This window comes from Dickeya oryzae (assembly GCF_020406815.2).
GTDB lineage: Bacteria > Pseudomonadota > Gammaproteobacteria > Enterobacterales > Enterobacteriaceae > Dickeya > Dickeya oryzae.
On sequence record NZ_CP162670.1, the window covers coordinates 3,919,653 to 3,934,571 of the forward strand.

Genomic DNA, 14,919 nt, shown 5'->3' on the forward strand with positions numbered 1-14,919 from the left:
CCCGATAAAATACACTGTCCGGCACAGTGAGATAAATCACACTTTGCGCTATGCACTGACGCAAGATCCAGGCGAGATCACAAGACGGTCACAATTGCTCGCTATTTTTTACAATTATACTTGCTTTTTATCGGCCTACACGGCGAAATAGTGCCGATAGTTTCACCACTTCCGCTGATGTCACCACGAGTGACATCCTCAACTTTTATCGTATAACGATAAAAAAATACGCATTCCCGGTAAGACATTACATTTTATCCAGCTGTATCCATGATCAAATTAAAAAAACTTATTTCATGATCTCCATGACAGATTCCTATTAAAAGCCGTCAGGAGCGGGATGGCTAGTTTACTTTTGTCGCAATCAGGCAAATGATAAGAACATAAGTTCATTTCAAATGAAATAATGTTTTAATATTGTTAGGCGAATTGATCATGAGTAAACCTATTACGTTTAAACACACGTTCTGCTACGGCAGCGCGAACTTGCTAGGCAGCGGTGCATTAGCCATCAGTGGTGCCTGGTTAATGTACTTCTACACCACCTTCTGTGGCTTGACCCTGGTTGAAGCGGCGGCCATTTTCTCCGTCGCCAGCGTTATCGACGCGATCAGTAACCCGATAATGGGTTACATCAGTGATAACTTCTACAACACCCGTATTGGCCGCCTTTTCGGCCGTCGCCGTTTCTTCATCATGCTCGGTATCCCGCTGGTGCTGGTCTACCCGATGCTGTGGATGGAAGGTTTAGGGTTCTGGTATTACCTGTCGACCTACGTGTTGTTCGAGCTGATCTACACCTCCATCATGGTGCCATACGAAACGCTCGCCACCGAAATGACGACCGATTTCAAAGTCCGCTCAAAACTGACCGGCTCCAAGGCTATCTTCGGTAAAGTCGCCAATTTCCTGGCCGCGTTTATCCCAGGCCAGTTCATCGGGATCTACGGTAAAGACTCCGCCACACCGTTCTTCTACACCGGCCTGGCCTACGGTTTCATTATGTGCGCGGCGATGATCGCCCTTTACTTCACGTCCTGGGAACGTTCTCCGAACGAAGTGGCCCGTGAGCACACTCAGAACCTGTGGCAGTCCCTAAAGAAACTCAGCGTCGATATGGCTTCCACATTCCGTCTGCGTATTTTCCGCAAACACCTTGGGATGTACCTGTTCGGTTTTGGTGCTGAATGGCTGTTCGCTTCCGCGTTCACGTACTTCATCGTCTTTGGCCTGAAGCAAAGCACCGCGGTGGTCTCCCAGCTCAACAGCTTCAGCTCCATCATGCAGTTTATCTCCACGTTCCTGTTTATCGGTATTTGCGTGAAGATGGGCTTTGGTCGCCCGTACCGTATGGCGTTGATGGTGGTGATCGTCAGTGTGATCGCGTATGCCGCGCTCTATTTCACCGGTTGGTCTCAGACCGCGACCATGATCGTTCTGTTTGGTATTACCGCTGTCTTCGGTTTGAGTACTGGCGGTATCTACTACATTCCGTGGACGGTCTACACCTTCCTGGCGGATGTAGACGAAGTGCTGACAGGGCGTCGTCGTGAAGGGATTTATGCTGGTGCCATGACATTCGCGGGCAAGATGGTGCGCTCTGTCATCGTCTTCGCCATGGGCTGGATTCTGAGTCAGTTCGGATTTGTCTCCGGCAAAGCCGCCCAACCGGAAAGTGCAGTACTGGCAATTATCGGTGTGTTCTCACTGGGTGTTATCGCACTGGCGGTAGTAGCCATCTACTTCAGTGCTCAAATGCGTCTGGACCGTAAGAACCATATGATTCTGCTGCAGGAAATTGCACGTATCAAAGCAGGTGGCGCCATTGCTGATGTGCCTGCAGAAGCCCGCGCCGTTGCTGAAGAGCTTACCGGCTGGAAATACGAACAATGCTGGGGCAACAACCCGCTCGGCCTGCAACCGACTGAGCCTGAGCCCGTCATTGCAACCTCTCCTCGCTAAGCTATTGCCAGTCAACACAATGCCGCCCTCGGGCGGCATTGTTGTTTTAATACGCTGGTCAGCTGGTTTCACATGGAAGCATCGATAAATACCACGCAGCCATGCTTGAGAAGACAATCAGATCAGCGCCGCTTCCCGCAACTCACTTTTCAGGTAGGCATAATAAATAGGAGCAGCAATCACGCCGGAAATACCGAATGCAGCCTCAAACACCAGCATCGCCAGCAGAATTTCCCAGGCATGCGCCTTGATGCGGGTGCCGACAATCTGCGCATTGAGGAAGTACTCCAGCTTGTGGATCAACATCAGGTAGACCAACGACAATAGTGCGATTGGTAAAGAGATCGATAACGACGCGATGAACACCACGGAATTAGAAATCAGATTACCGATGACCGGCAGCAAGCCAAAAATGAAGGTAAGCGCCACCAGCGTTTTGGCAAATGGCAGATGAATGCCGAAACTGGGTAACAGACCTAAAATGAACAGCGCCGACAACACTGTGTTCACCAGTGAAATCTTCACTTGTGCAAACACAATATTGCGAAACGAGGACGATAACAGAGCGACCCGATGCATCAGCTCGGTTTTCAGCAAGGGCTTATCCACCGTCGGCTCAATGTTATACAAAGAGATGATCGCGCCCAGGATCATGCCGATCAACATCGTGACAAAACCATGCAGGAAATCTTTCCCCATGTTTTGCAGCATCTCCACATGCTTTTGTAGCCACATCACGAACTCATGCTGCAACTCTTCCACACTGACCGGCAGGTAGCCGGGTAGATAGGTCATGATCTGCTTTTGTACATCTTCGAGAATAAAAGCAATTCGGGCGTTGAACACGCTGGTATCTTTCATTTCCTGCATCAACAACCCGACCAGCGAGCCGAAAATTACGCTCAACAGGCAGACAACCAAAGTACTGATCACCGCCACGACCGCAAGACGGGCGCGTTTACCGCTGATCACCTTCTGGAAATACGGTGTCAGTAGATTAATGATTTCGTACACCAGAAAACCGGCGATAAAGCAGGCAAGCAGTCGCAACTCAATCAAGAGCAGCAACCCCCCAAGGATAAACGCAAAGCTCAGCAATCTGGCTTGTTTCACATTCAACAACTGCATACGACACCCTGTTTCTTACCGCGACGTCAGAAGGGAGTGCCACACCGACCAGCGACAAGGAAACCTTACGCCAGAGGACAGCAATACCCTGACCTGAAATAATATTTCAGCAACCATTCTTAGCGTTTTGACTACGAAACACCAGCAGGATTAGCATCAATTTTGGTCATCTATCGTCGCGTTTGGTCACCTGCCGTATAGACAGGCCATATAACGTATAGATAGGTCGTATAGACAGTGCCATCGCGGAAGATACGCCAGGAACAATGAGAAACGACGCCTGACATGCAAGGCGCATCATCACAGTAAAAATGCGAAAACCGGTGGATGAGGCACTTCCAGATAGCAAGATCAGTTCATCCCGACAATATCGTTAGCTCCGGCATACCCCGCCAGTAAAATCCCTGTGTCAGGATTAATATAAAAGATACATTTAACTAAGAAAGTGTATTTAAATATGAATGCTTTATTAGCTTGCTTGTGAAATTGATTATCGAAACGTATCGATATAAAGACGAGACGAATAATAAGGATTAAAATGCGCCCAATTTAATAGTAACACCCCGTGTAAACGCACAAGAAAACATATCAACAAATAACGTTGATATTGTAAAAATTTCATTTTCCTAATCGTTGGCGCGTTATGACGCCATCGTCGTAGTCATGTCGCCATCATCTTGATTGAGGATTAACAGCGACAGAACCCTGTCTTCTACATTCAACTTGGAAAACGAAAGCGTGCTGAGCGGCTTTTTAGCGAAACCATCAGACAACAAATCCCAGGCGACATGTGTGCTCAGTAACTCGTTGTTAGTCATGAAATCCTGGTAAGCGAACCGAACGTTAACCGGCAGGACCTCATCAATAGAGGCAGGGGCAGTAGCACCGGTACGCAAACCAAAATGCGCATTAAATGCGGAATTTGCACAGAGTATCTTGCATTTATCATCAATGACCGCAATTGCGCGTCTGTCATTGTGAACAGGGGCACTTAACATGCTCATGATTTCATTCTGCCCAAATATCAGACTCATATGTCCTCTGCTTCTTGCTATGTGAAATCTATCCCTCCTGAAGCAACCAGAGAATGTCGGCGCAGGCGTGTATGGGGATAGTTTTTAAAGTCAGCCAGCAAATGTCTCTGGCAACCACAATAATCAAACCGTTGATATAATTAGAATCCAACCAACCTGAACAAGACATGATGAGTGATAACTTAATTTCCTACGTGATTACGTAGTCCAAACAATAATAAGTATTATACTTTGGTAAATTATATCCCATTTCATCTGGCTGACTGAAAGTCGAAATTACCTATCATAATAATCAGCCTACTTGTTGCTACGAATTGCTTACAAAGAAAACAATTTCGTAACTTATGGGCGGCATTACATGCGACCCTTTAGGCATTGTTAGCACTATATCCGCTTTCGCTGGAGGTCGATCGCTCAAATAAGGCCGATCTTTTGCTTGTTTGATCATATCGTCCGATCAAAATCTTGCTAATGATAGTTAATGCCAATTGAATAGTCATTTTCATTCACCGTTCCCTTTACGATCCCAACGGGCCGCCCCAACCGGCAAAAATGTGAGCGAAATCGCATAAACCAGCGTACTTCCGCAACGGCTTCCCCATGCTTCTCGATCTGGGACTACTCTTAAAAGCAAACATCTGGACACCATTTCTGTAATGCGTGATCCATCGCGCAAAAAAGAAACAAATGTTAATGGCTCACTATTATTAACCATTGATTGACATAATATTAACAATGTTTAAGGAGAAGCGCTATGAGCCAATATAATAAACACCCTATACCTACCGCGATTGCGGAGAACGCCTTAATCACCGCCGAACAATATAAAAAGATGTATCAGGAATCGGTGCAAGATCCTGATTCTTTCTGGCGGGAACAAGGCAAGATCGTTGATTGGATCAAACCTTATCAACAGGTCAAAAACACCTCTTTTGACCCAGGCCATGTTCGCATTCGCTGGTTTGAAGACGGTACGCTGAATGTCGCAGCGAACTGTCTCGATCGCCACCTTGCCACACTAGGTGATCAAACTGCGATCATCTGGGAAGGTGACGATGCCAAAGAAAGCAAGAAAGTCACCTACCGCGAGTTGTATCAGGCGGTCTGTCGTTTTGCTAACGTATTAAAAGCAAAAGGGATCCGCAAAGGTGATGTGGTCGCCATTTATATGCCAATGGTGCCGGAAGCAGCTGTCGCGATGCTAGCTTGTGCCCGTATCGGTGCTGTGCATTCGGTTATCTTCGGAGGGTTCTCCCCTGAATCGATCGCTGGGCGCATTGTCGACTCCAGCGCCAAACTGGTGATCACCGCCGATGAAGGGATCCGTGCCGGGCGCTCGATTCCACTGAAAAAGAACATCGATGAAGCACTGCGTAATCCTGCCGTGACCACCGTGAGCAATGTCATCGTTTTCCAGCGCACCGGCAAACCCGGTAACTGGCAGGATGGCCGCGATCTATGGTGGCACGAGCTGGTTGCTCAGGCGAGCGATGACTGCCCACCGGAAGAAATGAATGCCGAAGACCCCTTGTTTATCCTGTATACCTCCGGCTCAACCGGTAAACCCAAAGGGGTTCTGCACACGACCGGGGGGTATCTGGTATACGCCGCCACAACGTTTAAGTATGTCTTTGATTATCATCCTGGCGATATCTATTGGTGTACCGCCGACGTTGGTTGGGTCACGGGTCACAGCTATTTGTTGTACGGTCCGCTGGCCTGCGGTGCCATCACACTGATGTTCGAAGGTGTACCTAACTGGCCAACCGCCAGCCGGATGGGACAGGTCGTAGACAAACATCAGGTCAATATTCTGTATACCGCTCCCACCGCTATCCGCGCATTGATGGCGGATGGCGACAAAGCCATCGAGGGCACCTCACGTCAGTCGCTCAAAATCATGGGCTCGGTGGGGGAACCCATCAACCCGGAAGCCTGGGAATGGTACTTCAAGAAAATCGGTAACAGCCGCTGCCCCATCGTCGATACCTGGTGGCAGACAGAGACCGGGGGATTCATGATCACCCCGCTGCCCGGTGCGATTGAAGCCAAACCCGGTTCTGCAACGTTGCCGTTTTTCGGGGTACAACCGGCCCTGGTGGATAACGTCGGTAACCCGCAAGACGGTGCCTGCGAAGGCAATCTGGTGATTACCGATTCCTGGCCGGGTCAGGCTCGCACGCTGTTTGGTGACCATGACCGTTTTGAACAGACCTACTTTTCTACGTTCAAAGGTATGTATTTCAGCGGTGACGGCGCGCGCCGTGATGAAGACGGTTATTACTGGATAACCGGCCGCGTAGATGACGTACTGAACGTGTCCGGACACCGTCTGGGGACAGCAGAAATCGAGTCTGCGCTGGTGTCACACCCGAAAATCGCCGAAGCCGCCGTGGTTGGTATTCCGCACAGTCTCAAGGGACAGGCTATTTATGCCTACATCACGCTCAATCATGGTGAAGAACCTACCAGCGAGTTGTACACCGAGGTGCGCAACTGGGTGAGAAAAGAGATCGGCCCGATTGCGACGCCCGATATTCTGCATTGGACCGATGCACTACCGAAAACCCGGTCCGGCAAAATCATGCGCCGTATTCTGCGCAAGATTGCAGCCGGGGATACCAGCAATCTGGGTGATATTTCTACCCTCGCCGATCCTGGCGTAGTAGAGAAATTGCTGGAAGAAAAACAAGCCATGGGCAACACACCGTCTTAACCGTTATCCGATAGATAAAAACAGCGCCGCCCGCACCAGGTAACAATATGTTGTTGGTAACAATATGTTGTTCTGGTGTGTGGTGGCACCTGAAAAACAGTCGTCTGTTAAGGCGACGCGACTTATCTGACTGGAGATTTATGATGAATGATCTCATTTATCAACGGATTGAAGATAACCCTCTATTTAAAGAACTGGTTCAGAAACGGCAACGTTTTGCCGCCTTTCTTTCGCTGATCATGCTGGTGTTGTACGTCGGTTTCATTCTGTTGATCGCCTTTGCACCGGGCTGGCTGGGAACGCCTATTTCTCCCGGAGCGGGGACGACCCGCGGCATCCCGTTGGGTATCGGGCTCATTATCATTTCTTTTGTGCTTACCGGTGTTTACGTCTACCGAGCCAATGGTGAATTCGACCGCCTGACCAAAGCATTGCTAAATGAGGTGCAAAAATGAAAAGCCGCATTTTCCTGCTGACCGGTCTTCTGGGGCTACCAATATGGGTGCAAGCAGCGGATGCCGTTTCCGGCAACGTTCAGAAACAACCGCTGAACATCCAGGCTATCGTACTGTTTGTGTTATTTGTGGCAGCAACGCTCTATATCACCTACTGGGCATCCAAGCGCACCCGTTCGCGTAGTGATTACTATACGGCGGGCGGTAATATCACCGGCTTTCAAAATGGGTTGGCGATTGCGGGCGATTACATGTCTGCCGCCTCGTTCCTCGGCATTTCGGCGCTGGTATATACCTCTGGCTTTGATGGCCTTATCTACTCGCTCGGTTTTCTGGTGGGCTGGCCGATCATTCTGTTCCTGATAGCGGAGCGGCTGCGCAATCTTGGTCGCTATACCTTCGCTGACGTGGCGTCTTACCGGTTGCAGCAAAAACCCATCCGTACCCTATCGGCCTGTGGTTCGCTTGTGGTCGTGGCGCTATACCTGATAGCCCAGATGGTGGGGGCCGGTAAGCTCATCCAGTTGCTGTTCGGGCTGAACTACCATATCGCCGTGGTGTTGGTTGGCATTCTGATGGTGATGTACGTGCTGTTTGGTGGCATGCTGGCGACTACCTGGGTGCAAATCATCAAAGCGGTCTTGTTATTGTGTGGCGCGACCTTCATGGCAATCATGGTGCTGAAAACGGTCAATTTCAGCTTTGACAGCCTGTTCACTGAAGCCACCAAGGTTCACGCGAAAGGCTTCGCCATCATGAAGCCCGGTGGTCTGGTCTCCGACCCGGTTTCTGCCCTGTCTCTTGGATTAGGGTTGATGTTCGGTACTGCAGGTCTGCCACACATCCTGATGCGTTTCTTCACCGTCAGCGATGCCAAAGAAGCGCGTAAGAGTGTGCTCTTTGCTACCGGTTTCATGGGGTATTTCTACTTCCTGACCTTCATTATCGGCTTTGGTGCGATTCTGCTAGTGAGCTCCAACCCGGCATTCAAAGACGCAGCAGGCGCGTTAATCGGCGGCAATAATATGGCAGCCGTGCACCTTTCAAATGCGGTAGGCGGCAACTTTTTCCTGGGCTTTATCTCCGCTGTGGCCTTCGCCACTATTCTGGCGGTGGTGGCCGGGCTGACGCTGGCGGGAGCCTCTGCGGTATCGCATGACTTGTACTCGAATGTTATCAAGAAAGGCCAGGCCACTGAGCGTGACGAACTGCGAGTGTCCAAACTGACGGTACTGGCGCTAGGGGTCATCGCCATCCTGCTGGGGATTTTGTTCGAAAACCAGAATATCGCCTTCATGGTGGGTCTGGCGTTCTCGATTGCCGCCAGTTGTAACTTCCCGATTATCCTGCTGTCGATGTACTGGTCGAAGCTGACCACTCGCGGGGCGATGATCGGTGGCTGGGCAGGGTTGTTAACGGCCATCATTCTGATGATTCTGGGGCCGACCATCTGGGTGAAAATTCTCGGTCACGCTACCCCAATCTACCCCTATGAATACCCGGCACTGTTCTCAATGCTGGTGGCGTTTATTGGTATCTGGTTTTTCTCCATTACCGATAACTCCGCCAATGCCATCGAAGAACGCGGCAAATTCAAGGCGCAATTCATCCGTTCGCAAACCGGCCTTGGCATCTCCAAGGGCTCATCTCACTAACACGAGACAAGCGCAAACGTACAACAAACCGGGGAGCCTGCTCCCCGGTTTTTTTTACACCTTCTCGCTGAGTACGGCTTCCAGCAAATCCAGCTCCCGCAGCATTTTTTGCAGCGTTTCATTACTGATGCGCTGCGTGGCACGCAGGTGATACAGCTCGGCACGCTCAGCACTGACCGCCGCCAGACGAAAGCGCCGCTCCAGATTCTCAACCGCCATATTGTTTTCCAGTTCATCGGTGCCTGCCACACGTCGATGCAGCATACCGATGACGCGGGCGCTGACCTCCGCCAGTACCTGATCATCCAGATTCTCTTCTCTGTCTGCCGCCAGGCGCTCCTGCATTTTTTTAAGGCAATCGATAGCGACCTGCGCCATCGTCACCCGCGCCATGCGTTCCTCTTTTTTCTGCACGCTGTGATCCGTCAGGGTAATCCCCCGCAGTAGCAGCGGTAGCGCCACTACGCCGCACAATAGTGAAAACAGGATCACTCCGGTAGCAATAAATACCAGTTGATAGCGCGATGGGAACGGCTCACCGCTGCTCAGAAACAACGGGATCGACAGCACACCCGCCAGCGTAATGGCACCACGTACACCGGCAAAGGTACTGATCCAGATTTCACGCGCGGTATAGCGGGCAAATAACATCGGGCGCTTATTCTGCACATAGCGGCTGTAGAGTTTCATCAGCCACAACCAGGCAAAACGCAACAACAACAAGGCGCAATAGATCAGCGCGATATCAGCAAACAACAACCAGGTTTCAATGGTAGGGTCCAGTTCCGCCTGCACAATCGACTCTTCAATCACGCCCGGCAGTTGCAGCCCCAGCATCAGGAACACCATTCCGTTGAACACAAATTCCAACATGTTCCACACGCCGTTAGCCCGCAAGCGCATGTTGAGCGGTGCCTGCCGCAACAGTTGTGTTCGGCTTATCGCCATACCCGACGCGACCGCAGCCAAAATGCCCGACACACCGAAATGCTCTGCAATCAGGTAAGCCGCAAATGGCAACAGCAGCAGCAATACGATCTGGGTGGCGGCATCATCATCGTTTTGATGGCCGAGCAGCGACAGGGATTTGCTGTACACCCAGGTGATGCCGATCCCGGCCAACAAGCCCCCTAGCGCTACCTGCAAGAACGCCAGTGTCGCGCCAGAAACAGTAAACACCATGGTACCCATGGCAATCGCCACGGCAAACTTGAGCGACACCAGCGCTGAGGCGTCATTCATGAGCGCCTCCCCTTGCAGGATCCCCATCAGTTTTTTAGGGATCCGGTCTTCACCGACGATACCGGACAACGCGACCGCATCAGTGGGAGACAACACGGCAGCCAGTGCAAACGCCGCCACCAATGGCATTTCCGGGATCATCCAATGCAACAGGTAACCAATACCCACCACGGTAATCACCACCAGCACCAGTGCCAGCCCCAGAATTTCGCGCATATGATGCAAGAACTCACGGGTCGAGGTTTTCCAGCCGTCAGCAAACAGCAACGGCGGGATAAACAACACCATGAACAACTCAGGATTAAAGTCGACGTGCAGGCCGAACTGCGGCCACGCCAACATTGCGCCAAGCGCAATCTGCATCAATGGCAGTGGTATCTGGAAAGGCAGGAGGCGCGTCATCACGCCGGAAAGCGACACGATCAACGTCATGATCAGAATGGTGAAAAATATTTCCATGTGTTCCTTGGTTAATTGCCGTTACATGAAAGGACTCCGGTTAGCTACCATCAAGGCGGGCTGCGCTCACCAATGGGTGATCTTTATGAATAATAACAAGATATTGTGTGATGAACAGAAAACGATGACAAAAAATCATCACATTGGCATCACAGGATAAAAAAGGGGAACCGATGTTCCCCTTCATGCCAGATACGGTAAAACAGGTTTAAAGCGCCCAGCCGCCAGCGTAAAAGGCCACCAACGCCACGGCGATAATCACTGTGCCGACATTCAGCTTGCGCCATTCGCCGGAGAACAGACGGCCCAGCACCAGTGAGCCAAAGCCCAGCATGATGCCGGTCACGATGTTACAGGTCAGTACGATGAATACCGCACACACCAGGCCAGACATCGCATCGACAAAGTCGTTGAAATCCAGTTTGGACACATTGCTCAGCATCAGCAGGCCGACATACATCAGCGCAGGTGCGGTGGCATAAGCAGGCACCAGATAGGACAACGGCGACAGGAACAGGATCAGCAGGAACAACACGCCAACTACTGTCGCGGTCAAACCGGTTTTACCGCCTGCGGCAGTACCCGCCGCCGACTCAATGTAGACCGCCGCCGGAGAGGTTCCCACCAGGCTGGAGAAAATGCTACTGATGGAGTCAGCGGTCAGCGCACGTCCACCGTTAATAATCTGTCCGTCTTTATCCAGCAGGTTAGCCTGACCAGCCACTGCGCGGATGGTACCCGTCGCGTCAAATACCGCCGTCATCACCAGTGCCAGCACACTCGGCAGCACCACTGGCTGCAACGCGCCTTTGATGTCGAGGCTGAAAATCAGCGACTGACCATTGGCATCCGTCAGGCTCGGCAACGCAAACAGCCCTTGGTATTTCACGTTCGGATCAAAAATCAGGCCGATGACCGAAATAGCAACGATCACCAGCAGGATCCCACCCGGTACGCGGCGTTTTTCAAGACCGATGGTTGCAGCCAGACCGATCAGCGACATTATCACCGGGAACGCGGTGAAATGCCCCAATGCCACCGGTAAACCATCGATCGGGTTTTTAATGACCAGACCGATGCCGTTAGCCGCAATGATCAGCAAGAACAACCCGATACCAATACCCGCACCATGCGCCACGCCCATGGGCAGATTGCGCAGGATCCAGGAACGGATGCCAGTCGCAGAAATCACCGTGAACAGCACGCCCATCATGAAGATCGCACCCAGTGCTACCGGCACACTGATATGTTGCCCCAGCACCAGGCTAAAGGCAGTAAACGCTGTCAGCGAGATAGCGCAGCCAATCGCCATCGGCAGATTGGCCCACAACCCCATCAGCAGAGAACCGAACCCCGCCACCAGGCAGGTGGCGACAAACACAGCCGCAGGCGGAAAGCCTGCTTTGCCCAGCATGCCGGGTACGACGATGACCGAGTAAACCATCGCCAGAAACGTGGTCAGACCCGCCAGCACTTCCTGACGAACGCTGCTACCGCGCTGTGTAATCTTGAAAAAGGCATCAAGCGCGCCTGCGGGACGAGCCGCATCGTCAGCCTGACGAGTGGTATTGGACATGGTATATCCCCTGAAATGTCGTTGTTATCAAATGCTATTGGTTATCAAACGACTGGCTATCAAACGCCGGGTTATTACGCGGACGGGTTATCACCGCACGGTGGTCGGCATCTGGTCAACATTCGAAAAACGGTGTGAATCAACATCCTTGCCAGACGCCGTAAACCTGCCGCTTTCCGCTGCCAGTCTGACACGCAAACGATTAACCATTGCGTTACAGAGCGGCTGAATCCTGCCAGTTGTTGTTGAGGCGGCAGATTATCCTGCCTTCGGGACATCCATTTCAACTGCTATTCCCTGCATACGCATCATGGTTGCACTAAAAATGGCGCCAACCCCGCGCAATACAGCACCGACACAGCTACCTATCTGGCAACCGGCCGACATCGTTCACATAGCAATACATTGAGTATGAAAGAAAATAAAACCATGGTTCAGGAAGAGCAGACTGTACGTTTATTTTTTTGTGATGGAGTTCACAAAAAAGTTGACCACTGCCCGAGCTGGGTATATCTTTAAAACCGTGAACAACGTCACATAAATAATGAATCACACAGAGGAATACGACAATGAAACTGCTGCACAAAATTATCGCCATGTTTGAAAACTTCAACATCCACTTCGGTACGTTCAACCAGTAATTCTTTTATGCGTAGAGGGGGAAACACCATGAGTCTTGTCCGTCAAATCACTCAACTACTAAAAGCGCTGGGCAAAACCTACCGCGGTGTCCGTCCTTACGCGCTGTTCCGTTAATCATCAAATCATTCTCTCCTTCTTGAATTGTGGCAGCCCTTGGGCTGCCACTTTTTTATCTCTTTTGTTCTTATACTGATTACTGTTTTTATACTGGTGGTGCCTGTGCGTTTGTACCGAATGTTATCGGTACAACTGTTATCGGTACAAAACTGTTATCGGTACAACGACGCCTCACCACACGGACGCGTCTTGAAACGGCGATGCAGCCATAAGTATTGTTCCGGTGCGCGCAGAATTTCCCGCTCTATTACCCGGTTCATGTATTGCGCGGCCTGCTGTTGATCTTCACTCGGGTAGTCTTCCAGCTCCGGCTCAATCACCAACTGGTACCCCTGACGGTTTGGTTTGCGAATCAACACAGTGGTGATCATCGCTGGCTTGGCTAACCGATGAATGGTGAAGGTACCGCATGTCGTCGCTGCCTGATCCACCGCAAAGAACGGCGCGAAAACGCTACCTTTGGGGCCATAGTCCTGATCAGGCGCAAACCATACCGCTTCGCCGCTTTTCAGCGCCTGCACCATGCCACGCAAATCTTTGCGATCAATCATCGCTTTATTGGAACGGGAACGTCCCCAGGTCTGCACCAGCTCCATGACTTTATTGTTATGGCGTCGATACATCGCCATCATCGGCTGGCATAGCCCCATCGCGCGGCCACCTAACTCCAGCGACATAAAGTGAATGCCTATCACCATCACACCACGTTGCTCACGCCCCGCCTGCTGAAGGTTTTCAAAACCGGATACCTCGAACCAGGCTTTGACTCGCCGATCCGACCAAAACCAGGCCATGCCCGTTTCCATAAGCGCCATCCCCAACGATGCAAAATTCGCCTCCAACAGCGTGTCACGCTGGGATGCCGACATATCGGGAAAGCACAGCTCCAGATTACGACGCGCGATGTTCACCCGCCGCTTAAGAAAGTGGCGGGAAGTCCGTCCCATCCAGCTTCCCAGCCGCATCAGTAGCGGATAAGGCAGTTGTACCAGCAGAAATAACACCGCCAGGCCGAACCACAGCAGCCAGTAGCGAGGGTGGAACAAGTCCTTGGTAAAGGTTTGTTGAGTCATTATCGAATATCTTCTTGAAAGTCATACCAGCCAGTTTTAACAAACCAACCATGTACGACTGCTATTCTCAGTATCCAGACAGCACGAAGGAAAACACAGTTAATGTGAAAAACGGTCAATGTGAAAAAGAGGAAAAACAGGCAGCAGAGAACACGCCAATAAACCCCATGCTTCTCTGCCACTACGAGGTTACCCAGATTACCCGAAATCGGTCACGGAAAGGAGAGCATCGAGTGTAAAGATTGTGAACAACCACAAACCGTTTGTCAGGCGCGGGTTGCCAGAATCACACTCGAAGCCTTAACCAAGGCAATCACGGCAGAACCTGCGTATAACCCCATCTCCTGTACACTGTCATTGGTTACACTGGCGGTCAGTTTTAATCCGTTGGTGGTGGTGATATGCACCGTTGCGTTCACTGCGCCGTCGACAATACGATTAACCGTGCCGCTAAACTGGTTACGGGCTGAGAAATTCAGGCCACAATCTGCCGATGCCAGAATCACCCATGGCGCTTTGATCAACGCCAGCGCGGGTTTACCTGGCGCCAGCCCGAGCGTCACCACACTATTGCGGGTGATAACCGTGGTGAGTGTTTCTCCGCTTTCCAGCGTTAGCACCACTTCACTGTTAACAGCCCCCTCGGTGACACTGGCCACCGTGCCGTTTAATTGGTTTCGTGCAGAAACGGACATATCCCCTCCTGGGTGAATCAATGAATAACCCCTAAATCGGATGAAGCGTATCCATCAAACGCCTTTTCCCTCCTCAGCACAAGCCATCCGCGTTGGTTTTATTTTCTGGAAACTACCGTCACCAAATCGTCACTGACCTGCCATGCCCTTGCAGTATTCCCCGCA

General features: G+C 51.2%; 11 protein-coding genes. 5 read left to right on the forward strand and 6 right to left on the reverse strand.

The features are described from left to right. Positions 1 to 435 precede the first annotated feature (435 nt). Positions 436 to 1,962: an MFS transporter gene (locus tag LF929_RS17165; RefSeq protein ID WP_210174855.1), complete on the forward strand. Its 1,527-nt coding sequence runs from the start codon at positions 436 to 438 to the stop codon at positions 1,960 to 1,962. 117 nt (positions 1,963 to 2,079) lie between these two features. On the opposite strand, the gene LF929_RS17170 is transcribed toward LF929_RS17165, so the two are convergent. Both LF929_RS17170 and LF929_RS17175 read right to left on the reverse strand, forming a co-directional pair. Beyond that, the gene (locus tag LF929_RS17170; RefSeq protein ID WP_038903375.1) at positions 2,080 to 3,090 is read right to left on the reverse strand and encodes an AI-2E family transporter; all 1,011 of its coding nucleotides are present in this window, start codon (positions 3,088 to 3,090) and stop codon (positions 2,080 to 2,082) included. A 641-nt stretch (positions 3,091 to 3,731) separates the two neighbouring features. After that, positions 3,732 to 4,124 (reverse strand): hypothetical protein, encoded by a 393-nt coding sequence (locus tag LF929_RS17175; protein WP_038903374.1) that lies wholly within the window; start codon positions 4,122 to 4,124, stop codon positions 3,732 to 3,734. Between the two features lie 754 nt (positions 4,125 to 4,878). Between LF929_RS17175 and acs the strand changes: the two genes are divergently transcribed. The 3 genes from acs to actP all read left to right on the forward strand — a co-directional run bounded on the left by acs (position 4,879) and on the right by actP (position 8,950). Further along, positions 4,879 to 6,840 (forward strand): acetate--CoA ligase, encoded by a 1,962-nt coding sequence (gene acs, locus LF929_RS17180; protein WP_038907090.1) that lies wholly within the window; start codon positions 4,879 to 4,881, stop codon positions 6,838 to 6,840. 143 nt (positions 6,841 to 6,983) lie between these two features. Beyond that, positions 6,984 to 7,295, forward strand: coding sequence for a DUF485 domain-containing protein (locus tag LF929_RS17185; RefSeq protein WP_038903372.1), 312 nt, complete (start codon positions 6,984 to 6,986; stop codon positions 7,293 to 7,295). Continuing rightward, positions 7,292 to 8,950: a cation/acetate symporter ActP gene (gene actP / locus LF929_RS17190; RefSeq protein ID WP_210174854.1), complete on the forward strand. Its 1,659-nt coding sequence runs from the start codon at positions 7,292 to 7,294 to the stop codon at positions 8,948 to 8,950. Before LF929_RS17185 ends, actP begins: the two co-directional genes overlap by 4 nt. Before the next feature lie 54 nt (positions 8,951 to 9,004). On the opposite strand, the gene LF929_RS17195 is transcribed toward actP, so the two are convergent. Next, on the reverse strand, positions 9,005 to 10,651 hold the full coding sequence (locus LF929_RS17195; RefSeq protein ID WP_226093425.1) for a Na+/H+ antiporter: 1,647 nt from the start codon (positions 10,649 to 10,651) through the stop codon (positions 9,005 to 9,007). A gap of 208 nt (positions 10,652 to 10,859) precedes the next feature. Further along, a complete protein-coding gene (locus LF929_RS17200; RefSeq protein ID WP_012883418.1) occupies positions 10,860 to 12,227 on the reverse strand; it encodes an NCS2 family permease in 1,368 nt (455 codons plus the stop codon). Between LF929_RS17200 and LF929_RS17205 the strand changes: the two genes are divergently transcribed. Beyond that, a complete protein-coding gene (locus LF929_RS17205; protein ID WP_368678951.1) occupies positions 12,226 to 12,456 on the forward strand; it encodes a hypothetical protein in 231 nt (76 codons plus the stop codon). The genes LF929_RS17200 and LF929_RS17205 overlap by 2 nt on opposite strands. Positions 12,457 to 13,138: 682 nt before the next feature. On the opposite strand, the gene lpxP is transcribed toward LF929_RS17205, so the two are convergent. After that, positions 13,139 to 14,059 (reverse strand): kdo(2)-lipid IV(A) palmitoleoyltransferase, encoded by a 921-nt coding sequence (gene lpxP / locus LF929_RS17210; protein ID WP_038903367.1) that lies wholly within the window; start codon positions 14,057 to 14,059, stop codon positions 13,139 to 13,141. Positions 14,060 to 14,325: 266 nt separating this feature from the next. Beyond that, positions 14,326 to 14,754 carry a molybdopterin-binding protein gene (locus tag LF929_RS17215; RefSeq protein ID WP_038903366.1) on the reverse strand — a complete coding sequence of 143 codons (429 nt, stop codon included), beginning with the start codon at positions 14,752 to 14,754 and terminating at the stop codon, positions 14,326 to 14,328. Between the last annotated feature and the right edge of the window lie 165 nt (positions 14,755 to 14,919).